Origin of the sequence: Mesorhizobium sp. Ca11 (assembly GCF_020165275.1) — a bacterium.
Classification (GTDB): domain Bacteria; phylum Pseudomonadota; class Alphaproteobacteria; order Rhizobiales; family Rhizobiaceae; genus Mesorhizobium.
Map to the genome: position 1 here is coordinate 23,220 of NZ_JAIUHU010000009.1, position 19,924 is coordinate 43,143.

Annotated in this window: 24 protein-coding genes; 12 read left to right on the forward strand and 12 right to left on the reverse strand. The window is 63.6% G+C overall.

Going from position 1 to position 19,924, the window contains the following annotated elements:
* Nucleotides 1-136 precede the first annotated feature (136 nt).
* Nucleotides 137-319: a 50S ribosomal protein L32 gene (gene rpmF / locus LB538_RS17410; RefSeq protein WP_006203806.1), complete on the forward strand. Its 183-nt coding sequence runs from the start codon at nt 137-139 to the stop codon at nt 317-319.
* A 227-nt stretch (nt 320-546) separates the two neighbouring features.
* Nucleotides 547-948 (forward strand): hypothetical protein, encoded by a 402-nt coding sequence (locus LB538_RS17415; protein WP_140545089.1) that lies wholly within the window; start codon nt 547-549, stop codon nt 946-948.
* On the opposite strand, the gene LB538_RS17420 is transcribed toward LB538_RS17415, so the two are convergent.
* Nucleotides 940-1,458, reverse strand: a complete 519-nt coding sequence (locus LB538_RS17420) for a winged helix-turn-helix transcriptional regulator (RefSeq protein WP_224532573.1) — start codon at nt 1,456-1,458, stop codon at nt 940-942. The genes LB538_RS17415 and LB538_RS17420 overlap by 9 nt on opposite strands.
* Nucleotides 1,459-1,546: 88 nt before the next feature.
* On the opposite strand from LB538_RS17420, the gene LB538_RS17425 reads away from it, so the two are divergent.
* The 4 genes from LB538_RS17425 (at nt 1,547) to LB538_RS17440 (ending at nt 3,972) form a co-directional block, all read left to right on the forward strand.
* A complete protein-coding gene (locus LB538_RS17425) occupies nt 1,547-2,374 on the forward strand; it encodes an alpha/beta fold hydrolase (RefSeq protein WP_224532572.1) in 828 nt (275 codons plus the stop codon).
* Between the two features lie 93 nt (nt 2,375-2,467).
* Nucleotides 2,468-3,124, forward strand: coding sequence for a glutathione S-transferase family protein (locus tag LB538_RS17430; protein WP_224532571.1), 657 nt, complete (start codon nt 2,468-2,470; stop codon nt 3,122-3,124).
* A 6-nt stretch (nt 3,125-3,130) separates the two neighbouring features.
* Complete coding sequence (locus LB538_RS17435; RefSeq protein ID WP_095767344.1) at nt 3,131-3,466, forward strand: ArsR/SmtB family transcription factor; 336 nt, start codon at nt 3,131-3,133, stop codon at nt 3,464-3,466.
* An 11-nt stretch (nt 3,467-3,477) separates the two neighbouring features.
* Nucleotides 3,478-3,972 (forward strand): SRPBCC family protein, encoded by a 495-nt coding sequence (locus tag LB538_RS17440; protein WP_224532570.1) that lies wholly within the window; start codon nt 3,478-3,480, stop codon nt 3,970-3,972.
* A gap of 61 nt (nt 3,973-4,033) precedes the next feature.
* Here LB538_RS17440 and LB538_RS17445 read toward each other — a convergent pair whose 3' ends face one another.
* The 3 genes from LB538_RS17445 to LB538_RS17455 all read right to left on the reverse strand — a co-directional run bounded on the left by LB538_RS17445 (nt 4,034) and on the right by LB538_RS17455 (nt 5,865).
* The gene (locus tag LB538_RS17445; RefSeq protein ID WP_140841513.1) at nt 4,034-4,309 is read right to left on the reverse strand and encodes an ArsR/SmtB family transcription factor; all 276 of its coding nucleotides are present in this window, start codon (nt 4,307-4,309) and stop codon (nt 4,034-4,036) included.
* A 32-nt stretch (nt 4,310-4,341) separates the two neighbouring features.
* Nucleotides 4,342-5,589 carry an MFS transporter gene (locus LB538_RS17450; RefSeq protein ID WP_224532569.1) on the reverse strand — a complete coding sequence of 416 codons (1,248 nt, stop codon included), beginning with the start codon at nt 5,587-5,589 and terminating at the stop codon, nt 4,342-4,344.
* 81 nt (nt 5,590-5,670) lie between these two features.
* Nucleotides 5,671-5,865 carry a DUF1192 domain-containing protein gene (locus LB538_RS17455; protein ID WP_095767348.1) on the reverse strand — a complete coding sequence of 65 codons (195 nt, stop codon included), beginning with the start codon at nt 5,863-5,865 and terminating at the stop codon, nt 5,671-5,673.
* Nucleotides 5,866-6,080: 215 nt separating this feature from the next.
* On the opposite strand from LB538_RS17455, the gene LB538_RS17460 reads away from it, so the two are divergent.
* The 3 genes from LB538_RS17460 to LB538_RS17470 all read left to right on the forward strand — a co-directional run bounded on the left by LB538_RS17460 (nt 6,081) and on the right by LB538_RS17470 (nt 8,474).
* Nucleotides 6,081-7,091 (forward strand): NAD(P)H-quinone oxidoreductase, encoded by a 1,011-nt coding sequence (locus LB538_RS17460; RefSeq protein ID WP_224532568.1) that lies wholly within the window; start codon nt 6,081-6,083, stop codon nt 7,089-7,091.
* Nucleotides 7,092-7,387: 296 nt separating this feature from the next.
* Nucleotides 7,388-7,528 (forward strand): DUF1127 domain-containing protein, encoded by a 141-nt coding sequence (locus LB538_RS17465; protein WP_095767350.1) that lies wholly within the window; start codon nt 7,388-7,390, stop codon nt 7,526-7,528.
* A gap of 253 nt (nt 7,529-7,781) precedes the next feature.
* Nucleotides 7,782-8,474 carry a DUF1013 domain-containing protein gene (locus LB538_RS17470; RefSeq protein WP_224532567.1) on the forward strand — a complete coding sequence of 231 codons (693 nt, stop codon included), beginning with the start codon at nt 7,782-7,784 and terminating at the stop codon, nt 8,472-8,474.
* A gap of 166 nt (nt 8,475-8,640) precedes the next feature.
* Here the strand turns inward: LB538_RS17470 and LB538_RS17475 are convergent, their stop codons facing one another.
* Together LB538_RS17475 and LB538_RS17480 are read right to left on the reverse strand one after the other, a co-directional pair.
* Nucleotides 8,641-9,360: a helix-turn-helix transcriptional regulator gene (locus tag LB538_RS17475; protein ID WP_095767352.1), complete on the reverse strand. Its 720-nt coding sequence runs from the start codon at nt 9,358-9,360 to the stop codon at nt 8,641-8,643.
* 347 nt (nt 9,361-9,707) lie between these two features.
* Nucleotides 9,708-9,872, reverse strand: a complete 165-nt coding sequence (locus LB538_RS17480) for a hypothetical protein (protein WP_095767353.1) — start codon at nt 9,870-9,872, stop codon at nt 9,708-9,710.
* Between the two features lie 187 nt (nt 9,873-10,059).
* On the opposite strand from LB538_RS17480, the gene LB538_RS17485 reads away from it, so the two are divergent.
* On the forward strand, nt 10,060-10,239 hold the full coding sequence (locus LB538_RS17485) for a hypothetical protein (protein ID WP_042641561.1): 180 nt from the start codon (nt 10,060-10,062) through the stop codon (nt 10,237-10,239).
* A 47-nt stretch (nt 10,240-10,286) separates the two neighbouring features.
* On the opposite strand, the gene LB538_RS17490 is transcribed toward LB538_RS17485, so the two are convergent.
* From LB538_RS17490 to tkt, 6 genes are all read right to left on the reverse strand, one after another.
* Entirely contained in the window at nt 10,287-11,027 is a 741-nt protein-coding gene (locus LB538_RS17490) for a DUF899 domain-containing protein (RefSeq protein WP_224527123.1), read from the reverse strand.
* 154 nt (nt 11,028-11,181) lie between these two features.
* Nucleotides 11,182-12,207 carry a class I fructose-bisphosphate aldolase gene (locus tag LB538_RS17495; protein WP_224527125.1) on the reverse strand — a complete coding sequence of 342 codons (1,026 nt, stop codon included), beginning with the start codon at nt 12,205-12,207 and terminating at the stop codon, nt 11,182-11,184.
* Nucleotides 12,208-12,324: 117 nt separating this feature from the next.
* A complete protein-coding gene (locus tag LB538_RS17500; protein ID WP_224527128.1) occupies nt 12,325-13,521 on the reverse strand; it encodes a phosphoglycerate kinase in 1,197 nt (398 codons plus the stop codon).
* 160 nt (nt 13,522-13,681) lie between these two features.
* Nucleotides 13,682-15,571 carry a potassium/proton antiporter gene (locus LB538_RS17505; protein WP_224527131.1) on the reverse strand — a complete coding sequence of 630 codons (1,890 nt, stop codon included), beginning with the start codon at nt 15,569-15,571 and terminating at the stop codon, nt 13,682-13,684.
* Between the two features lie 271 nt (nt 15,572-15,842).
* Nucleotides 15,843-16,853, reverse strand: a complete 1,011-nt coding sequence (gene gap, locus LB538_RS17510) for a type I glyceraldehyde-3-phosphate dehydrogenase (RefSeq protein WP_095767356.1) — start codon at nt 16,851-16,853, stop codon at nt 15,843-15,845.
* A gap of 147 nt (nt 16,854-17,000) precedes the next feature.
* On the reverse strand, nt 17,001-18,992 hold the full coding sequence (gene tkt, locus LB538_RS17515; RefSeq protein WP_224527134.1) for a transketolase: 1,992 nt from the start codon (nt 18,990-18,992) through the stop codon (nt 17,001-17,003).
* 260 nt (nt 18,993-19,252) lie between these two features.
* On the opposite strand from tkt, the gene LB538_RS17520 reads away from it, so the two are divergent.
* Together LB538_RS17520 and LB538_RS17525 are read left to right on the forward strand one after the other, a co-directional pair.
* Nucleotides 19,253-19,525 carry a DUF4164 domain-containing protein gene (locus tag LB538_RS17520; protein ID WP_023763725.1) on the forward strand — a complete coding sequence of 91 codons (273 nt, stop codon included), beginning with the start codon at nt 19,253-19,255 and terminating at the stop codon, nt 19,523-19,525.
* Between the two features lie 4 nt (nt 19,526-19,529).
* Nucleotides 19,530-19,895, forward strand: a complete 366-nt coding sequence (locus LB538_RS17525; protein ID WP_095767358.1) for a cell division protein ZapA — start codon at nt 19,530-19,532, stop codon at nt 19,893-19,895.
* Nucleotides 19,896-19,924 lie beyond the last annotated feature (29 nt).

Below are 19,924 nucleotides of genomic sequence, written 5' to 3' on the forward strand. Positions count from 1 at the left end.
GCAAAAAAATTCGCGCCGGCGCTGGCCAAAACGGCGCAAGGCGTGTATAGGCACCCGACTTTCTCAGATTATGGCCTCGATGCGGCCCTTTCGCGAGGGTTGCCGGGGCATTTTGACCATGTAGTGGAGCATATCCATGGCCGTTCCAAAAAGAAAAACCTCTCCGTCGAAGCGCGGCATGCGCCGCTCGGCCGACGCGCTCAAGGCCCCGACCTATGTCGAGGACAAGAATTCCGGCGAAATGCGCCGCCCGCATCACATCGACCTGAAGACCGGCATGTATCGCGGCCGCCAGGTTCTTGAGCCGAAGGAAAGCTGAGAGGCTTCCGCGGTTCGTGACGTTTCAAAGACCGGCCTCTGGCCGGTCTTTTTGCGTGCGGCCCTTGGTTGAGGGAGACCTGGGCCTCGCAGGCTGCAGAAAAGCCGGACAACCGGCTGACATTGTTATTTCATTAGGTCTTAGAGCGTGTTCGCCGCCGCCGGCGAAAAGCCTTGACGGCGCGCCTGCCGCGGATTTTACAAAAGGGGTGCCATGGAGTCGCCCAGATGTTCGGTGCCATCCCGCTGCTGATCGTGCCCTTCGTCCTCTACAATCTCGGTCTGCTGGGATTGTTCGGCGGCGGCGACGATCCCTGGACGACTGAGATGTTCTCCTTCCGCATGATGTCGGGCGGCGTGTTCTCGATGACGCTCGGTGGCCTGATGGTGCTGATCGGGCTGATCTTCCTGTTCGTCGAGATCTCAAAATCGGTGCGCACCACCAATGCCTCGATCCTCGATCACCTTTTGTCGACGCTGGTCTTCATCGCCTTCCTGGTCGAATTCCTGCTGGTGAAAGGCGCGGCGCACTCCGTCTTCTTCACGCTGATGGTCATCGCGCTGTTCGACGTGCTGGCCGGCTTCTCGGTGTCGATGCGGTCGGCCAGCCGGGATATAAACTTAAATTGACGTTGCCTCAGCTTTTCGCGCGACCACTTCCTCGTAGGCAGCGCGCAGTTGCTGGCGCACGGTCGGCGTGCCTGGCGGCGTCTTCGATGGCGCTCCGAGATGCTCATGGCGCAGTTCGTCCATGAATTGCTCCCATAGCGGCGGACCGCCCTTTTCCAGCAGCTCGGCGCGGATCGACAATTCTTCCGTGACCGGCAGCCAGACGCGTCCCCAGGCGCCGAGCTGCGCCATGATCGGCACCAGCGTGATCGCCATCTCGGTCAGGCTGTAGATCGCCTTCTGCTTGTGACTGGGGTCGTCGGCCTTGGTCAGCAGACCGAGCTCCATCAGCCGCTTCAGCCGGTCGGCCAGGATGTTGGAGGCGATGCCTTCCAGCGAGCCGTTGAGCAACTCGCGAAAATGGCGCCTGCCGCCAAAGATCATGTCGCGCAGGATGATCAGACTCCAGCGGTCGCCAAAGACCTCGAGCGACAGATTGATCGGGCAGCCGGACCGACGGTCGATGCTCATGGCACTCTCCAGAAAAACCAGTTGCATTATGATATCGGTTTGATTATCGTGCAACTGATTGCAAATTGCAATCGGATAGGAGGAGCAGATGACCAACGCGGCGCAGCTTCCCGACATCATTTCGGAAAGCTTCGGCAGTCCGAAAGATCCGCCGATCCTTTTGGTCATGGGCGCCATGGCTTCGATGCTGTGGTGGCCGGAAGCCTTCTGCCGGCAACTTGCCGAGCGCGGCCGCTTCGTCATCCGCTACGACAACCGCGACACGGGCCTATCGACCAAATTTCCGCCGGGCGCGCCGCCCTACACATTCGAGGATATGGTGGACGACGCCATGCGCGTGCTCGACGACCATGGCGTCGCCAAGGCGCATGTCGCCGGCATGTCGATGGGCGGCATGCTCGCGCAGAGCGTGGCGCTGAAATATCCCGAACGCGTCAGCGCGCTCACCGTGATCTCCTGTTCGCCGCTCGGCGTCGATACATCCGGCCTGCCCGGAACGACCGAAGCCTACAAGCAGCACTCGGCCGAAGGCGGCAATGTCGACTGGTCGAAGCGGGAGCAGGTGATCGACTTCATGGTCAAGGACGCCCGTGCCATTGCCAGCACTCGCCATCCGTTCGACGAGGGGCAGACGCGCAAGATGATCGAGGAGGATTACGGCCGTTCCGGCGGGCTGGTCAGCGCGACCAATCATTTCCTGCTCAAGGGCGGAGGCCCGCAACGCACGGTGCGGGATCTTCGCGTGCCGTTGCTCGTCATCCACGGCACCGCCGATCCGCTCTTCCCGATCGAACATGGCGAGGCGCTCGCCAAGGCGGTTCTCGGCGCAAAGCTGGTCAAGGTCGAAGGGGGCGGCCACGAACTGCATCGCAACGACTGGTCGCAGATCATCGAGGCCATCGCCGCACACGGCTAGCGCCGGCAAGACGCCGGCTTGACTCGAGCCGTCCGCGACAATAGTGAAGTAGTTACTTCAGTATCGATTATCCGAATGCGAAAGAGAGCCGGAATGTCCCTGACGCTGCATTTCCACCCGCTGGCCTCGTTCTGCTGGAAGCCGCTAATCGCGCTTTACGAGAACGACACGCCATTCGAGCCGGTCATTGTCGACCTCGGCGACGAGGCTTCCCGCGCCGCATTCCTGAAAGTGTCGCCGACCGGCAAGATGCCGGCGCTGCGTGACGATGCGCGGGACCGCACGGTGCTGGAATCGACAATCGTCGTCGAATATCTCGCCGCGCATTACCCCGGGCCGGTCGAGCTCATTCCCGCCGATATCGATCTCGCCCTGCAGGTCCGCCAGGCAGACCGCTTCTACGATTTCTACGTGCAGCATCCGATGCAGAAGATCGTCGGCGACAGGCTGCGGCCGCCGGTTAAGACCGATCCGTTCGGGGTCGAGGAGGCCCGCGCGCAGCTGCGCAACTCCTACGCCATTGTCGACGAGGAGATGGCGGCAAGGACCTGGGCCGTAGGCGAAAGCTTCACCATGGCCGACTGCGCCGCCTCGCCGGCGCTGTTCTACGCCAACAAGGTCGAGCCCTTCGGCGAAAAATTCCCGGCCTTGAAACGCTACCACGACCGGCTGCTCGCGCGCCCGTCCTTCGCCCGGGTGATCGAGGAAGCGGGACCTTACTTCAAGCTCTTTCCGTACAATAACGGCTAGAGCGAGATGCTCCACGATCCCGCCCAGCTCGACCTGATGTTCCAGGCGCTCGCCGACCCGGCGCGGCGGCAGATGGTGGACCGTCTGTCGCGCGGGCCGGCTTCGGTCAGCCAGCTTGCTGAACCGTTAGCGATGTCGTTGTCGGCCGTCGTCCAGCATCTCAACGTGCTTGAGGCAAGCGGCCTGGTGCGGACCGAAAAGCTTGGCCGGGTGCGGACCTGCCGGATCGAGCCGCAGGCGCTTCGGGCCGCCGAGCACTGGATCAACGAGCGGCGGCTTGCCTGGGAGCGTCGGCTCGACCGCCTCGGCGATTTCCTCGCTGAAACGAAAGATGAAACCTGAAGGGTCCCGTCATGAGCGAACGATCCGTCGTCCATTGCACCTTCGTCATCGAGCGCGTCTATCCGGCGGCGCCGGAGAAGGTCTATTTCGCGCTGAGCGATCCGACGGCGAAGAAGCGCTGGTTCTTTGACCTCGACAACCCCACGCCCAGCCGGCATGAGATGGATTTTCGGGTCGGCGGCAAGGAAGTGAATGCCGGCTGTCCCAGCGACGGACAGATGCATTTCTACAACGCGATCTATCACGATATCGTGCCCAACCGGCGCATCGTCTACAGCTATGAGCTTCTGTTCGGCGAAACCCGAGTCTCCGTGTCGCTTGCGACGATCGAGCTCATCGCCGAAGGCAAGGGAACGCGGCTCATCCTGACGGAACAGGGCGCCTTTTTCGACGGCATCGACTCACCGGCCACCCGCGAGCACGGCACCGGCGAATTGCTCGACGCGCTCGGGACGGCACTGGGAGCTGAGGGCTCCGGCCAAAGCGCATCGCGCTCTGGGTCTTGACGCGTGTCGTTGTCTCAGAACCGCTGCACACTTCCGAGCGACATGCATCAAACGCCAAAGACTATTCCCCAGGCGCCGTTTCCCAGAATTGGTCGAGCCAGATATTGAGCCTGAGGAAGCCGGCGCTGCTGACAGTATAGACGCGCCTTGTGCCTTCGGGCTTGGCGTTGACCAGGCCGGCGTCCAGCAGGACCTTCAGATGCTGGGAAACCGCCGGGCGTGAGACGGGCAATCCGGCGGCCAATTCGTTCACCGTCTTCGGGCCGCGCCGGAGTTCTTCCAAGAGATAGCGCCGGTTGGGATCGGCTATCGCCATAAAGGCGTCAGAAAACATCATGCCTTTATTTGTGAGGCAAAGTCTCGCGAATCTCAACTATCGGTTTCAACCTTTCTGCGCGGATCGAGCCGCGTGGCCTCGGGCGTGACGGCGCGGTCCGCGGGCTGCGTCTTGAAGGCATCGCGGTCTTCGATCGGCACCGGCGCGCGGGCGCGGATGCGAAGCAGCGTGTAGCCGGCGAGGCTGAGATGCGCGAGCGCGGTTGCCAGGAAAAGCCCCTCCGGACGCACCCAGCCCATCAAGGCCGCGGCCAAAAGCGGGCCGATCATCGTGCCAAAGCCGTAGAGCAAGAGCAGACCGCCCGAAACCTTGACGAAGTCCTCGGAGCGGGCGTGGTCGTTGGCATGAGCGACGGCGATCGAGTAGAGCGTATAGGCGAAGGCACCATAGGCGGCGGTCATCACGATGATGAAAACGCCCGAACGCGGCGCGATCAGGAAGATCAGCATCGCGACCAGGGCTGCGCCGAAGGCTGCGCCGGCCAGCACGAAGCGCCGGTCGGTTGTATCCGACAGCCGCCCGGCCGGTAGCTGCATGGCGGCACCGGAAATGACCACCAGGCTCATCATCAGCGCGATCTCGGCGGTCGATATGCCGACGCGCGCGCCATAGACGGCGCCCAGCGTGCCCCAAGCACCGTTGGCGATGCCGATCAGGAGGCAGGCCACCGCCGACACCGGCGAGTTGGCGTAAAGGCTTTTGACGTCGAGCTTGACGTCCTGCAGGGGCTTGGGATGCGACTGCGTCGACACGGCCGTCGGAATGAGCGACAGGCAAAACAGGATGCCGGTGATCATGAACAGCGAGGCCGACCGAACATCGCCGCCGGCGACGATCATCTGGCCGCCCATGATCGAGGCATAGGTGACCATCATATAGAGGCCGAAGACGGTGCCGCGGTTCTCGTTGGTGGCCTTCTCGTTCAGCCAGCTCTCGATCACCATGAAGGCCCCGGCCATGGTGAAGCCGGTGAAGGCGCGCAAAAGGATCCAGAAATATTCGTCGATGATGAGGCCGGTGAGCAGCGCGATGATCGCGCCCGACGCGGCGAAGGCGCCGAAAGCCCTGACATGGCCGGCGCGGCGCACGAGACGCGGCGCGAAGAAGCAGCCGGCGACGAAGCCGCCGGCCCAGGCCGTGCCCATCAGGCCGAGCGATGCGGTCGAAAAGCCTTCCACCTGGCCGCGCAGCGGCAGGAGCAGCCCGTGCAGGCCGGATGCGGCGAGCAGGAACGCGGTGCCGCGCAGCAGCGAGAGGATCGGTCTGTAGGTTGCAAACATCGCTTGATCCGGGTTCGAGACGCAGGGCCTGAAGACAGATGTATTCGGGCTTTTCGGCGGCGAGAGAGCACGCCGAACAATTTATCCGCGGCGGAACAGCGACTCGGCGGCGGATTTGGTGGCGCCCTTGGCGGTGCGCTCGGCTTCCAGCCTGGCGATCTCGTCGCGCAGCAATGCGATGCGCTCGGACAATTCGTCGACGGACAACAAAGACAGGTCCTGGCCGATCTCGTGCGGGCGCTGCTTTTTCCTGGGTTCGTCGTCGAAGATCGCCATCCGTCGCTCCTCTCTTACTCGGCCATTTGCCTGATTTGGCAATCGGCATACATAGAGCAATTCCGGGAAAAATGCGTGGCGGTTTTCCGCCCGGAATAGCGTAGGAACAAAGAGTTGGAGCAGGTTGGCGCTTCTTCAAGCGCCGAACTGCTCCAGGCAGCGGCGCCGATGCAAACGGGCGGCGATAGACCGGGATACAGGGAGAACACGATATCATGGCAAACGGACAGAAGATTCCGGCGAAGATGACGGCCATCGCGATCTCGCAACCGGGTGGGCCAAAGGTGCTCAAGCCGGAAACGCGCGACGTGCCGGTGCCCGGCCCCGGCGAAGTGCTGATCCGGGTGCACGCGGCCGGCGTCAACCGGCCGGACGTCCAGCAGCGCAAGGGCGCCTATCCGCCGCCGCCCGGTGCATCCGACTTGCCGGGCCTCGAAGCGTCGGGCGAAATCGCGGCGCTCGGCGACGAGATATCGCGCTGGCGCATCGGCGACCGGGTCTGCGCGCTGACGCCGGGCGGCGGCTATGCCGAATATGTCAAGGTTCATACCGGCAGCGTGCTGCCGCTGCCGGCGGGTTTCACGCATTCGGAAGCCGCCGCGGTTCCGGAAAACTACTTCACCGTCTGGCACAATGTATTCGAGCGCGGCGGCCTGAAGAAAGGCGAGACGCTGCTTGTCCATGGCGGTTCGTCCGGCATTGGCACCACCGCCATCCAGCTCGCCTCGGCCTTCGGCGCCACTGTGATCACCACCGCCGGCAGCAAGGAGAAATGCGACGCCTGCCTGAAGCTCGGCGCCGACCGGGCAGTCAACTACCGCGAGGAGGATTTCGTTGCCGCCGTGAAGGATGCGACCGATGGCAAGGGCGCCGACGTCATCCTCGACATGGTCGGCGGCGATTATGTCGGGCGCAATTACGATGCCGCGGCCGTCGAAGGGCGCATCGTACAGATCGCGGTGCAGGCCGGGGCCGTGGCCAGCGCGGACTTCTCCAAGATCATGGTGAAACGGCTGACCCATACCGGCTCGACGCTTCGCCCGCGTACCGTCGAGTTCAAGGCGGCGATCGCAGCCGCGCTCGAGGCCCAGGTGTGGCCACTGCTCGGTACGCGCAAGGTGGCTCCCGTGATGGACATGATCTTTCCGCTGACCGAAGCCTGGCGGGCGCACGAGCGGATGGAAGAGGGCGAGCATATCGGCAAGATCGTCCTCGACGTGGAGTAGGATGGGCCGTTATTCAGGTGAGGCGGCCTGCAAATGCCGGGCTTCTGCGCTTCCGGTGCTTGCGTACTAAAGTACGCTCCGCTCCGGTTCTCGAAGTCCACCATTTTCGACTCGGCCTGACCTGAATCTCGACCCATCCTGGCGTCGGCGCGTGTCCGGCTCCAAGCTGAACGAAACCTTAATGCTGCATTGCACAAAACGCATTGCGGCCATGCAAAAGCGTCCGTTCAATTTGTGGGCAGGAGTGCCTATTTACGCGGCATCAAACGATTTGACCAAACGACTGGAGAACCATCATGAACCCGATCAGTGCTTTCCGTAAGTGGCGCATGTACAACGAGACCGTGCGCGAATTGAACAAGCTCAATGCCCGCCAGCTGAGCGACCTCGGCATTAACCGGGCCGACATCGAGCGTATCGCCCGCCAGGCGGTGTAATCAGACGCAGCCCGGCCTCGCGGTCGGGCTGCGACATGCAAGCCAGAGCCGTCGAGACGCTTGCTTTGTTTCCGGTTCCAAGCCCGCTGGACCTCGTCCAGCGGGTTTTGTCTTTTTAGGGCCTTGAATCGGCCCTTCCAAAAACATTGCGAAAATTGGAGGGAGCGTTTATACAGGCCGCGAATTTCCCATTTTGGTGGCTCTAAAACCACCGCCCGCGCGGGAACGCGGGCGAACGAGAAGGATTTTTGATATGGCCAATTCGCTGCTGATGCCCAAGGCGACCGCCGTCTGGCTGGTCGACAACACCGCGCTTTCCTTCGAGCAGATCGCGCAGTTCTGCGGGCTGCATCCGCTGGAGGTCAAGGCGATCGCCGACGGCGAGTCGGCCCAGGGCATCAAGGGCATGGACCCAATCATCACCGGTCAGCTGACGCGCGACGAGATCGCGCGCGGCGAGAAGGACATCAACTACCGGCTGAAGCTGTCGGAGCCGAAGGTGCGGGTGCCGGAATCGAAGCGCAAGGGCCCGCGCTACACGCCTTTGTCGAAGCGCCAGGACCGGCCGAACGCCATCTTGTGGCTGGTGCGCAACCATCCCGAGCTCAAGGATGCGCAGATTGCCCGTCTCGTAGGCACCACCAAGTCGACGATCGAGCAGATCCGCGAACGAAAGCACTGGAACTCGGCCAATCTGCAGCCGATGGATCCGGTGACGCTCGGCCTCACCTCGCAGATCGACCTGGACCTCGAAGTCAACCGCGCCTCGCGCGGCCGCGAGCCGGCGCAGCCGGTCGGCGACACGCTGCTGCCCGCCGCGCTCACCGAACGGCTGGTGCCGGCGCCGGAGAAGCCGAAGGACGAGGACCAGGAGCTCGATGCCAACGCCGTCTTCGCCAAGCTTTCGGCGCTCAAGTCGAAGGACAAGAACGAAGACGAGGAATGAGCGCTCTTACCTTCTCCCCTTGTGGGAGAAGGTGGATCGGCGCGATAGCGCCGAGACGGATGAGGGGTGTTCCAGCGGAGTGAGACGCGGCGTTCCCTGGAACACCCCTCATCCGGCCGCTTCGCGGCCACCTTCTCCCACAAGGGGAGAAGGAGAAAAGCGCAAGTCACGTCCGCGCGGCGCGGTCGGGGGCCATGCCGTAATCCTCTGAGCGCTCGACGGCGCGGTAGAAATCGGCGAGCTGCTTGCCCCGCTCCGGCTTGAAGATGCGGCCGGCAATGACGACCGAGGCGATGCGATCGATGCGGAAGGCGCGGAAATCGTCGCGCATCTCGCACCAGGCGACCAGTGTCCAGACCTTGCCCCAGAACCACAGCCCCAACGGCCTGATGTCGCGCGCGGTGCCGCGACCGGCTTCGTCGGAATAGTCGATGGTCAGCACCTGGCGCTTCTCGATGGCGCGCTCGATCAGGTCGATCGCTTCCCGCGCGGCGTCGCTCACCACCCACATCGGCGTGTGGATCTCGGTGCGGGCGATGCGGTCCTTCTCGGTGTCGGGCAGCACGGCGCCGATCTTGACCAGCGCCTCGTCGGCGGCCCTCGCCATCGTAGCGCCGCCGAAGGCGCGCACCATGCGGGCGCCGGCAACCAGCGCCACGATCTCGTCACGTGTGAACATCAGCGGGGGAAGGTCGAATCCCTCCCGCATCATGTAGCCGACGCCCGCTTCGCCATCGATCGGCACGCCGGTCGACTGCAGGTCAGCTATGTCGCGGTAAATGGTGCGCTCGGACACCTCGAGCCATGCGCCTAGCTTCTGCGCGGTGACCAGCCGGCCGCCCCGCAAATGCTGCACGATCTGGAAAAGCCTGTCAGCACGACGCATCGCTAGATCCCCCGAGGATTATAGCATAAGCCCTTCGCGCTTGCGCAGCGCGGCAACGATTTCGCTCCGAAGGACAGTCGCGGCGACGGCTTGATGTGGTTGACGCCCGGTGCGTTCAGCTTGTCGTTCCAGCTTCTCACCATTGCGGATTACTCCGGATCGTCGAACCATGTTCGTTCCTGTCAGGATCGAAGCCGCTCCAATTACCGCATGCCTCCTGACAACATACTGTCAGGAGGCTGCGGCGAAGCTACCGGCAAACAAAGGCTTCTTTCCCTGAACTCAACATCGCTGGCCATTACATCTGGGCGCGCTACCGCCACAATCCAAGTCGCGGCGGCAAAATTTCAGTTTTCGCGCACGCGGCCCTGGTAAAGGTCCGGCCAGCCGATGTCCTTGCGGATGTCCGCCGGCAAGGTGTTCAGGAAACGCTGGGTGCGAATCTCGTTGCGCACGGTGCGGATTCTGCCGACATAATGCTGCACACTACGCAGAATTGTAAAACCGTTCATGACCTCACTCCTCTCTTTTTGATGGGAAGAGTATCTCACACCCCTCCTGACAGCAGTCTGTCAGGAGGTTGGCAGGGTGCGGAGAAAGACGGTGCGGGGCCGCTCGCAGCGTTCGAATAGGCCCTATTTCTGTCAGGAATGCTCCGCCCGAGGGTGCGCTCGAGAACAGCTTTGACAGTCGCCATCGATGCTGGTCAAAGGCGGCATGACGAAACTGCTCGCCCTTGTCATCTGCGGCATCATGCTGATCCAGGTCATCAAGCCGCTGGGCTGGCCGGGGCTGAAGCGGCGCGGCGATTTTTGGAAGCTGGCGCTGCTTGCGATGGCCGCGATCTCGCTGGCGGCGGTGCTTGGACACTGGGCATAGGCCTGTCCATATTCAGGGGACCGCCCGCGAGTGGCGCGTCCTGCCGTTCACGCGCAGCAGTCCGACCGATCCTTGTCTTTGTCCCGATATTCGTCATGCAGGCGCACCCAGTCCATCAGGTTGTGATAGGGACCCGTCTCGCCGCGGCCCTTCGGCGTCATGTCGAGATAATGATAGGCGCCGATCAGCGCATCGCCGCCGCGGGCGCGCGACATGAAGGTGAGCAAGATGTCGCCGCACTCGTTGCGATAGAAGATGCTGGTGCCAGGCAGGTCTTTCGACCGCAGCGGGCGCTTCTCGAAATTGTAGGTGGTTTCGCCCGCCGCGATCTGCCTGTCGGTGAAGGAGACCTGCAGGTCGAAGTTGAAATCGGACGCATAGGACGACACCCAGTCGAACTTCCAGCCCATGCGCCGCTTGTAAGGCAGGATTTCGAGCAGCGGCGCACGCGAGACGACAACCAGCGAGACGTCATGATGCTTCAGATGCCGGTCGGCGCCATCGATATGGTCGGCGAGGAACGAGCAGCCCTCGCAGCGGTGGTCGGAGCCCGGCGCCATCATGAAATGATAGACGATGAGCTGGCTCTTGCCGGCGAACAGTTCGGCAAGATGCTTCGGCCCCGCTTCGCTCTCGAAAACATAATCCTTGCGCAGCTTGAACCAGGGCAGTTGCCGCCGCTCCGCGGCGATAAGCTCGCGGAACTTTGTCAGCTCCTTCTCGCGTTCGAGATGCTTGCGATGCGCTTCGAACCAGTCTTCGCGCGAAACCACGGCATTGCGATGCATGACCATCTCCTGTCCTCTCCTGCCAAGGACGTTCGACATCGGCGCGATCCGACATGGCCGATAGCGGTCGGCGCCTGACAAGTGGGAAGGCGGCCCGCAAAAAGCAAAAACCCGGGCTGCCGGCCCGGGTTTTATGCACTGCTCAGAGATGGCGTCAGGCGGCCTTTTCCAGTGCCGGCTGCCATTTCCCGAGCGCCGCCAGATGGTTCATGTGGGCCCGGTGAGTGAAGGCAGCCTGGCCGGCGGCAATGTTCGAGGCCTTGCCGCTCCATGCCTTCTGCGGCGCGGCCTGCAGCGCGCGGCCATAGGAGAAGGTCAGTTTCCAAGGATGCGGGCCGATGGCGTTGATGGCATTGAGGTTGGCGGTCGCCTCCTCGTCCTCCTGGCCGCCGGAGAGGAAGGCAATGCCGGGCACTGCCGACGGCACCACTTCGCGGAACAGCTTTATCGTCTTTTCGGCGATTTCCTCCGGGCTGTCGCTCTTGCCCGACTTCTTGCCGGAGATGACCATGTTCGGCTTCAGGATCGAGCCTTCCAGCACGACGCGGGCCGCGTAAAGCTCGTCGTAGAGCTTGATCAGCGTCGCCTTGGAGACGTCGTAGCAGGTGTCGATCGAATGCGCCCCGTCCATCAGCACTTCCGGCTCGACGATCGGCACGATGCCGGCCTCCTGGGATAGCGCGGCATAGCGGGCCAGCGCGTGGGTGTTCGAGGCGATCGAATTGGCCGAGGGTACGCCCTTACTGGTGTCGATGTCGATCACCGCGCGCCATTTGGCGAAACGGGCGCCAAGCTTGTAGTAGTCGGCGAGCCGCTCGCGCAGCCCATCCAGGCCCTCGGTGATGGTGTCGCCGGGAAAGCCGGCGAGAGGCTTGGCGCCGAGATCGACTTTGATGCCGGGAATGGCGCCGGACGCCTTGATGATGTCGACCAGCGGTGTGCCGTCGGCGGCCTTCTGGCGAATGGTCTCATCGTAGAGAATGACGCCGGAGATGTATTTTGACATCGCCTCCTTGGACCGGAACATCATCTCGCGATAGTCGCGCCGGTTATCGGCCGTGGATTCGACGCCGATGACGTCAAAACGCTTCTTGATGGTGCCGGAGCTCTCATCGGCGGCCAACAGGCCCTTGCCGCCGCTCACCATCGCGGCGGCGATATCTTCGAGACGTTCGCTCATGGGTGCTCTCCTACGCTGCGTTTATTCCGCGCTAGCAGAACACTACCGCCAAAGGAATGACGCCGGAAAGCTAGAATCGATTGAAAGCCGCGCGGGCTTTGCCTGGTCTCGGACTGTTTACCGCTTCAGCACCTCGACGCCGGGCAGCGGCTTGCCTTCCATCCATTCGAGGAACGCGCCGCCGGCGGTCGAGACATAGGTGAAGTCGTCGGCGACGCCAGCATGGTTGAGCGCGGCCACCGTGTCGCCGCCGCCGGCCACCGAGACCAGCTTGCCCGCCTTGGTGCGGGCCGCGGCATGCTTTGCCGCCGCCACCGTGGCGCGGTCGAAAGGCTCGATCTCGAAGGCGCCGAGCGGACCGTTCCAGACCAGCGTCGCGGCGCGGTCGATCCAGTCGTTGACGCTCTGCACGGTCTTTGCGCCGACGTCGAGGATCATGCCGTCGGCCGGCACGTCCGAGATGGCGATGGTCTCGCTGGCGGCGCCCGCCTTGAATTCCTTGGCCACGACGCCATCTGCGGGCAGGATGATGGCGCAGCCGGCTTCGGCCGCCTCGATCATGATCTGCTTGGCGGTGCCGGCGAGGTCATGCTCGCAGAGCGATTTGCCGACATCGGTGCCGCGCGCGGCAAGGAAGGTGTTGGCCATGCCGCCGCCGATCACCAGCGCATCGACCTTCTTCACCAGGTTCATCAACAGGTCGATCTTGGTCGAGACCTTGGCGCCGCCGACGATGGCCACTACCGGCCGTACCGGATCGCCGAGGCCCTTTTCCAGCGCGTCGAGCTCGGCCTGCATGGTGCGGCCGGCATAGGCCGGCAAATGATGCGCCAGACCCTCGGTCGAAGCATGCGCGCGGTGCGCGGCCGAAAAGGCGTCGTTGACATAGATGTCGCCATTGGCGGCGAGCTGTTCGGTGAAGGCCGGTTCGTTCTTCTCCTCCGCTTTGTGGAAGCGAGTGTTCTCGAGCAGCAGGACGTCGCCGTCCTTCATCGCCGTGACGGCTTCGGCGGCCTTGGCGCCGATGCAGTCGGCGGCGAAACCGACCGGGCGGCCGAGAACGTCAGCCGTGGCCCTGGCGATCGGCTCCAGCGAGAATTCGTCCGACGGGCCGTCCTTGGGGCGGCCGAAATGCGCAAGCAGGATGACCTTGGCGCCCTTTTTCGAGAGCTCGGCGATGGTCGGGCCGATGCGCTCGATGCGAGTGGCGTCGGTCACCTTGCCGTCGGCGACGGGAACGTTGAGGTCGACGCGCACCAGGACGCGCTTGCCGCTGACGGCGCCGATATCGTCGAGTGTCTTGAAGCCGGCCATGGTCGTTCCTTCCTAGTGCCTTGACGCAATCCGGACGGAAAACCGCCCACACTTTTCCTGAAATTGCTCTAGCGAAAACGCGGCGACCTTACTCGGCGCGGAAGACGATGCAAGGGCCGCGTCAATGGCGCGCGCGCAAAAATGATGTCGCGGTGAGACATCAGCCTTCGCCGGTTGCCTTTTGCCCGTCCGGTGCGGGCGCCACGGTGTCGACCGGCACGTCGTCGGCTGCCTGCTTCGCCGCCGGCCTGCGCCAGCTGCGGATCAGCGCTGCGATGCGGTCGCCGATCTCACCGGCGCTCATGAACACCGGCACGCGCGCGACCGGCGCGGTCGGCTCGAAGGACAGGCCAAGGCCGGTGATTCTGCCTTTCTCATCGACATCGCGCACGATCAGCTCGATCGGTCCGATCATCACACGGTCGGCATATTCGGCACGGCCGCCGAGCCGCTCGGTAACGAGCGCTGCAACGGTGAGCTTCTGCTCGGCCTCGGACAGGCCGGGGGCATAGGCGGCTTCCAGCTCCGCGGCCGAGCGGGCCGGATCGACGGCAAAGGCGCCGAAGAAGTCGGCATCCTCAGGATCGACCACGGCGCGGCTGGCAAAAAGCTTGTCGAGCAGGCGCGGGTAGCGGTCCGGTACGAAGATGTAGACCTGATCGCCGGCCGCCAGCCGACCCATGTCCTGGAAGCGCATCGAGCGGCCGTCGCGCAGCACCAGCGAGGGCCTCGCCCAGCGCGGGATGCGCTCGCCCCGCGCCACCGGACTGCCGGCTGCTACGCGATAGGCGAGCAGCTCATGATGTGCCGAGCCCGGCAATTCGAGCTCCACCTTGTCCAGCGGCCCAAGACGGGCCGGCACGATCAGGCCGAGGCGGCGCGCCAGCGGACCGACCGTCCAGCCCTGCACCACCAACGATACGAGCACGATGATGAAGGCGGCGTTGAAGATCAGGCGGCCGTGCTCGAGGCCGCCGAGCAGAGGCGTGATAGCGAGCAGGATCGAGACCGCGCCGCGCAGGCCGACCCAGGAGACGAAGGCGACCTCGGGACGCGGCAGCCGGAACGGGATCAGGCAAAGCCAGACGGCGACCGGGCGGGCGACGAAGATCAGGAACAGGCCGAGCAGGATCGCCGGCACGAGGATTTCGGGGAATTGCGAGGGTGTGGCGAACAGGCCGAGGATCAGGAACATGATGATCTGCGCCAGCCACGACATGCCGTCCTGGAAACGCTTCAGGATGGTGACGGCGCGTATGTCGGAATTGCCGGCGATCAGTCCGGCAAGGTAGACGGCGAGGAAGCCCGAGCCGCCGACGGCGCCGGCTGCCGCGAACACCATCAGCGACAGCGTCAGCACGAAGATCGGCAGCAGGCCGTGATCGAGATTCAACCGCTCGACCAGACGCACGATGGCAAAACCGCCGAGCACGCCGATGATGGCGCCGAGCCCCATATTGGCGAGGAAGCCGAGCAGAAGGTTGGTGGCCAGCACGTTGGCTTCCGGGTTGGCATGCGCGGCGATGATCTCGACCAGGGTGATGGTGAGGAAGATGGCGATCGGGTCGTTGGTGCCGGATTCCACTTCGAGCGTCGCGCGCACGCGCTCGCGCAGGTGGATCTCGCCGGCGCGCAGCAGGAAGAAGACGGCGGCCGCGTCGGTGGAGGCGACGGCAGCGCCAAGCAGGGAGGATTCCAGCCAGCTGAGCTTGAGAACATAGGAAGCGGCGGCGCTGAAGATGGCTGTGGTCAGGATAACGCCGATCGTGGCCAGCGACAGCGCCGGCCCGGCTGCTTGCCTGAGCGCGTTGAGCGGCGTGCCGAAACCGGAATCGAACAGGATGACGGCCAAAGCCAGTGAGCCGGCAAAATAAGCCAGCCGCGCATTGTCGAATTCGATGCCGAGGCCATCAACGCCGGTGGCAAGCCCGATGCAGAGGAAGAGCAGCAGCAAAGGAGCGCCGAAGCGGAAGGCGATCAGGCTCGAAAACGCGGCGGCGACAATGAGCGCCGTGCCGACCAGCGTCACGAGATAGATCGCATGCTCCATCCGCTGTTGCCCCTCCAAATCCCTCTGTTTGTGGCTTTACGGGAGAGTGGGGCGAAGACATGACCAGTGCAAGGCAACAGGATGTTTTTTGGGTTCAATGCTTCCAAACTTCGTCATTCCAGGGCGAAGCAGGAGCGAAGCTCAGCCGCGGATTCTGGAATGACGACGCGATTGGTGTTCCGGCTAGTCACCATGGTGCGCTGATCCGCCGAGACTTAAACGAAAACGCCCGGCCGAAGCCAGGCGTTTTGAGCTGTAAATTGACGAGCGATCAGCCGATGGTCTTGCCGAAGGCGACGGCGGTGTCGCCCATGCGGTTCGAGAAGCCCCATTCGTTGTCGTACCAGGACAGCACCGAGACGAAGTTGCCGTCCATCACCTTGGTCTGGTCGAGTGCCACGATCGAGGAATGCGGGTCGTGGTTGAAGTCGATCGACACGTTCGGGTGATGGGTGACCGACAGAACGCCCTTCAGCTTGCCATTAGACGCGGCGATGACCGCTTCGTTGATCTCCTGAGCGGAAGTCGAGCGCTTGGCGATGAACTTGAAGTCGACAACCGAGACGTTCGGGGTCGGCACGCGGATCGAAATGCCGTCGAGCTTGCCCTTGAGCTCGGGCAGGACAAGGCCGATCGCCTTGGCGGCGCCCGTCGAGGTCGGGATCTGCGACAGCGCCGCGGCGCGGGCGCGGTAGAGATCCTTGTGCATGGTGTCCAGCGTCGGCTGGTCGCCGGTGTAGGAGTGGATCGTCGTCATCATGCCCTTCTCGATGCCGACGGTCTCGTGCAGCACGGCCGCCAGCGGCGCCAGGCAGTTGGTGGTGCAGGACGCGTTCGAGATGACGATGTGGTCCTTGGTCAGCTTGTCGTGGTTGATGCCGTAGACGACGGTGAGGTCGGCGCCTTCGGCCGGGGCCGAGACGAGAACGCGCTTGGCGCCGGCGGTCAGGTGCGCGGCGGCCTTGTCGCGGGCGGTGAAGATGCCGGTACATTCGAGCGCGATGTCGACACCGAGCTCCTTCCAGGGCAGCTGGGTCGGATCCTTGATCGCGGTGACCTTGAACTTCTCCTTGCCGACCGAGATCTGGTCGCCGTCGACAGTCACCTCATGCGGGAAGCGGCCATGCACGCTATCATAGCGCAACAGGTGCGCATTGGTCTCGACCGGGCCGAGGTCGTTGACGGCGACCACATCGATGTCCTTGCGGCCGGATTCATGGATGGCGCGCAGGATGTTGCGGCCGATGCGGCCAAATCCGTTGATGGCAACTCTGACGGTCATTGTTCTCTCCCTTGGGGCGGATGGGTCCGCAGTGTCATAACGGCGGAAGGCGCAAGAATCCAGCCGCAGAAGGTCGCATTTAAATCGATTAGGTTGGTCCAGCCCGGCAAAACCGTTAATCGGGCTGCCGGGCCCGAGGCAATTCTCCTACTCGCCGTGTAGCCGGGCTTCGACCGCCTTGGCGGCAGCTTCGGCGGTGATGCCGAAATGCGGATAGAGCTGCTCGATCGAGCCGGAGGCGCCAAAACCGTGCATGCCTACGAAAATGCCGTCGGTGCCGATCAGGTGATCCCAGCCCTGGCGGATGCCGGCTTCGATCGCGACCTTCACCTTGGCGTTGCCGATCGTCTTCTTGCGGTAATCCTCGCTCTGCTGGTCGAACAGCTCGAAGCAGGGCACAGAGACGACGCGGGTCGGATGGCCGTGCTTTTCCAGCAGGTCGCGCGCGCCAAGCGCGATCTCGACCTCGGAGCCGGTGGCGAAGATCGTCACCACGGCCTCGCCGCCGGCGGCGGCCAACTCATAGGCGCCCCGGCTGGAGAGGTTCGTCGCCGAGTGCTCCGTGCGCACGGTCGGCAGGTTCTGGCGGGTCAACGCCAGCGTCGAGGGCGTCTTTTCGGATTCCAGCGCGATCTGCCAGCATTCTGCGGTTTCGACCGCGTCGGCCGGGCGGAAGACATTGTGGTTGGGGATGGCGCGCAGTGCGGCCAGATGCTCGACCGGCTGATGGGTCGGGCCGTCCTCGCCGAGACCGATAGAATCATGCGTCATGACGAAGATCGAGCGGATGCCCATCAGCGAGGCAAGGCGCATCGACGGGCGGGCGTAGTCGGAGAAGCACAGGAAGGTGCCGCCATAGGCGATCAGGCCGCCATGCAGGGTCAGGCCGTTGATCGCCGCCGCCATGCCGTGCTCGCGAATGCCGTAATGGACATAGCGCTGGCCGTAATCGTCGGGGGTGATGTTCTTGGTCTGGCTGGTCTTGGTGTTGTTGGAGCCGGTGAGGTCGGCCGAGCCGCCGATCGTTTCCGGCACAGCGCCGTTGATGACTTCCAGCGCCATCTCCGACGACTTGCGGGTGGCGACCTTCGGCTTGTCGGCCGACAGCTTCTTCTTGTAGTCGGCGATGACGGCGTCGAAGTTGGAGGGCAGCTTGCCTGCGAGGCGGCGCTCGAACTCGGCCTTGAGCTTCGGCTCGGCCTTCGCCAGGCGGCCTTCCCAATCGGCGCGGGCCTTGGCGCCGCCCGTGCCGACGGCGCGCCATGCGTCGAGGATGTCGGCCGGAATCTCGAAGGGCGGCGAGTCCCAGTTGAAGAATTTGCGCGCGCCGGCGATTTCCTCGGCGCCGAGCGGCGAGCCATGCGCTTTGTTGGTGCCGGCCTTGGTCGGGGCGCCGAAGCCGATGGTGGTCTTGCAGGCGATCATCGTCGGCTTGTCGGAATGGCGCGCCGCCTCGATGGCATACGCGATCGCTTCCGGATCGGTGCCGTCGATGTGGCTGGCGTTCCAACCGCTGGCCTGGAAGCGGGCGACCTGGTCGGTGTTGTCGGCGAGCGAGACCGGACCGTCGATCGAGATGTTGTTGTTGTCCCAGAAGACGATCAGCTTGTTGAGCTTCAGATGCCCGGCCAGCGCGATGGCTTCCTGGGATACACCTTCCATCAGGCAGCCGTCCCCAGCCAGCACATAGGTATAATGGTTGACGAGGTCGTTGCCGAAGGCGGCGTTCATGATGCGCTCGCCGAGCGCGAAGCCGACCGAATTGGCAAGACCCTGGCCGAGCGGGCCGGTGGTGGTCTCGATGCCGGCGGCATGGCCGTATTCGGGATGGCCGGCGGTCTTGGAGCCGAGCTGGCGGAAATTCTTGATCTGGTCGATCGTCATGTCCTCATAGCCGGTGAGGTAGAGGAGCGAATAGAGCAGCATCGAGCCGTGGCCGGCCGACAGAATGAAGCGGTCGCGGTCGGCCCAGTGCGGTGCCTTGGCGTCGAATTTCAGGAAACGGCTGAACAGCACCGTGGCGATGTCGGCGCAGCCCATGGGCAGGCCTGGGTGACCGGAGTTCGCCTTCTCGACGGCGTCCATGGAAAGGAAACGGATCGCGTTGGCCATCCGATCATGTTGTTCACGCGAGGTCATGCTTCCTCCGGAAGTGAGTTGGAGCCTGGGGAGAACCCTTGGAAAAGGATGCCGCGACACATAGCAGGCGCGGTCTTTTAGTCAACAAATCGGGATGGATTTTGCCGGGCTTGTGATGGCACCCGGCGCCTACATTAGTGATAGCGGGGGACAGTCGCGAGAGCTTTGTTGACGCGCCCTTCACCCGGCGCCTAATCTTTCCCAGGTAACGCATTCTGAACGCGTGCGATTCGGTGATGGGCAGGGCATAGGACGAAGCCATGACCGGGGAAACGACCCTCAAGGAAGTCATCGCCAGGCTGGGCAAGGCCATGGAAGGGCTGGAAAACGCCGTGGCGGCGAAGCTCGAGCATGAGCGCGATTATTCGGAAGCCGAGGCCGAGGTGCAGCGCATGAACGCCGATCGTTCGCGCCTGGCGCAGGAGCTCGACAATTCGGAGGCGCGCGCCGAGCGGCTGGAGGACGCCAACAAGGAAGTGTCGCGGCGGCTGGTGACCGCCATGGAAACCATCCGCGCGGTCCTGGACAGGTAAGGCAATGGCACAGGTCACGGTTTCCATCGACGGCAAGCAGTATCGCATGGCCTGCGACGAAGGCCAGGAAGAGCATCTGATCGACCTTGCCGAGCGCTTCGACCGCTATGTCTCGCACCTGAAGGATTCCTTCGGCGAGATCGGCGACCAGCGGCTCACCGTCATGGCCGGCATCATGGTGATGGACGAGCTCTCGGAGCTCACCAAGCGTGTCAAAGGCATGGAGAGCGAAGTGCTGACCTTGCGCAAGACGCGCGACGAGGCGCTGACCAAGGCCGACAAGAGCGACAGCGTGCTCACGACCGCGCTCGGCGCGCTCGCGCAGCGCATGGAAGACCTCACGGCGACGCTCGCGATAAGGAAAGCCTGAGCGGCCCACCCTCTCGCGAAAGCGCAAAA

Bases quoted from the DNA above. Each gene is read 5' to 3' on its own strand.
- tkt (WP_224527134.1), bottom strand. From the start codon at position 18,992: ATGACCTCGCGTGAACAACATGATCGGATGGCCAACGCGATCCGTTTC.
- LB538_RS17455 (WP_095767348.1), bottom strand. From the start codon at position 5,865: ATGGCGATCTTCGACGACGAACCCAGGAAAAAGCAGCGCCCGCACGAG.
- LB538_RS17505 (WP_224527131.1), bottom strand. From the start codon at position 15,571: ATGGAGCATGCGATCTATCTCGTGACGCTGGTCGGCACGGCGCTCATT.
- LB538_RS17500 (WP_224527128.1), bottom strand. From the start codon at position 13,521: ATGGCCGGCTTCAAGACACTCGACGATATCGGCGCCGTCAGCGGCAAG.
- LB538_RS17425 (WP_224532572.1), top strand. From the start codon at position 1,547: ATGACCAACGCGGCGCAGCTTCCCGACATCATTTCGGAAAGCTTCGGC.
- LB538_RS17480 (WP_095767353.1), bottom strand. From the start codon at position 9,872: ATGAACGGTTTTACAATTCTGCGTAGTGTGCAGCATTATGTCGGCAGA.
- LB538_RS17450 (WP_224532569.1), bottom strand. From the start codon at position 5,589: ATGTTTGCAACCTACAGACCGATCCTCTCGCTGCTGCGCGGCACCGCG.
- LB538_RS17475 (WP_095767352.1), bottom strand. From the start codon at position 9,360: ATGCGTCGTGCTGACAGGCTTTTCCAGATCGTGCAGCATTTGCGGGGC.
- LB538_RS17490 (WP_224527123.1), bottom strand. From the start codon at position 11,027: ATGCATCGCAATGCCGTGGTTTCGCGCGAAGACTGGTTCGAAGCGCAT.
- LB538_RS17440 (WP_224532570.1), top strand. From the start codon at position 3,478: ATGAGCGAACGATCCGTCGTCCATTGCACCTTCGTCATCGAGCGCGTC.
- LB538_RS17495 (WP_224527125.1), bottom strand. From the start codon at position 12,207: ATGAGCGAACGTCTCGAAGATATCGCCGCCGCGATGGTGAGCGGCGGC.
- LB538_RS17415 (WP_140545089.1), top strand. From the start codon at position 547: ATGTTCGGTGCCATCCCGCTGCTGATCGTGCCCTTCGTCCTCTACAAT.
- LB538_RS17520 (WP_023763725.1), top strand. From the start codon at position 19,253: ATGACCGGGGAAACGACCCTCAAGGAAGTCATCGCCAGGCTGGGCAAG.
- LB538_RS17430 (WP_224532571.1), top strand. From the start codon at position 2,468: ATGTCCCTGACGCTGCATTTCCACCCGCTGGCCTCGTTCTGCTGGAAG.
- LB538_RS17525 (WP_095767358.1), top strand. From the start codon at position 19,530: ATGGCACAGGTCACGGTTTCCATCGACGGCAAGCAGTATCGCATGGCC.
- LB538_RS17435 (WP_095767344.1), top strand. From the start codon at position 3,131: ATGCTCCACGATCCCGCCCAGCTCGACCTGATGTTCCAGGCGCTCGCC.
- LB538_RS17485 (WP_042641561.1), top strand. From the start codon at position 10,060: ATGCTGGTCAAAGGCGGCATGACGAAACTGCTCGCCCTTGTCATCTGC.
- LB538_RS17460 (WP_224532568.1), top strand. From the start codon at position 6,081: ATGGCAAACGGACAGAAGATTCCGGCGAAGATGACGGCCATCGCGATC.
- LB538_RS17465 (WP_095767350.1), top strand. From the start codon at position 7,388: ATGAACCCGATCAGTGCTTTCCGTAAGTGGCGCATGTACAACGAGACC.
- LB538_RS17470 (WP_224532567.1), top strand. From the start codon at position 7,782: ATGGCCAATTCGCTGCTGATGCCCAAGGCGACCGCCGTCTGGCTGGTC.
- LB538_RS17445 (WP_140841513.1), bottom strand. From the start codon at position 4,309: ATGATGTTTTCTGACGCCTTTATGGCGATAGCCGATCCCAACCGGCGC.
- rpmF (WP_006203806.1), top strand. From the start codon at position 137: ATGGCCGTTCCAAAAAGAAAAACCTCTCCGTCGAAGCGCGGCATGCGC.
- LB538_RS17420 (WP_224532573.1), bottom strand. From the start codon at position 1,458: ATGAGCATCGACCGTCGGTCCGGCTGCCCGATCAATCTGTCGCTCGAG.
- gap (WP_095767356.1), bottom strand. From the start codon at position 16,853: ATGACCGTCAGAGTTGCCATCAACGGATTTGGCCGCATCGGCCGCAAC.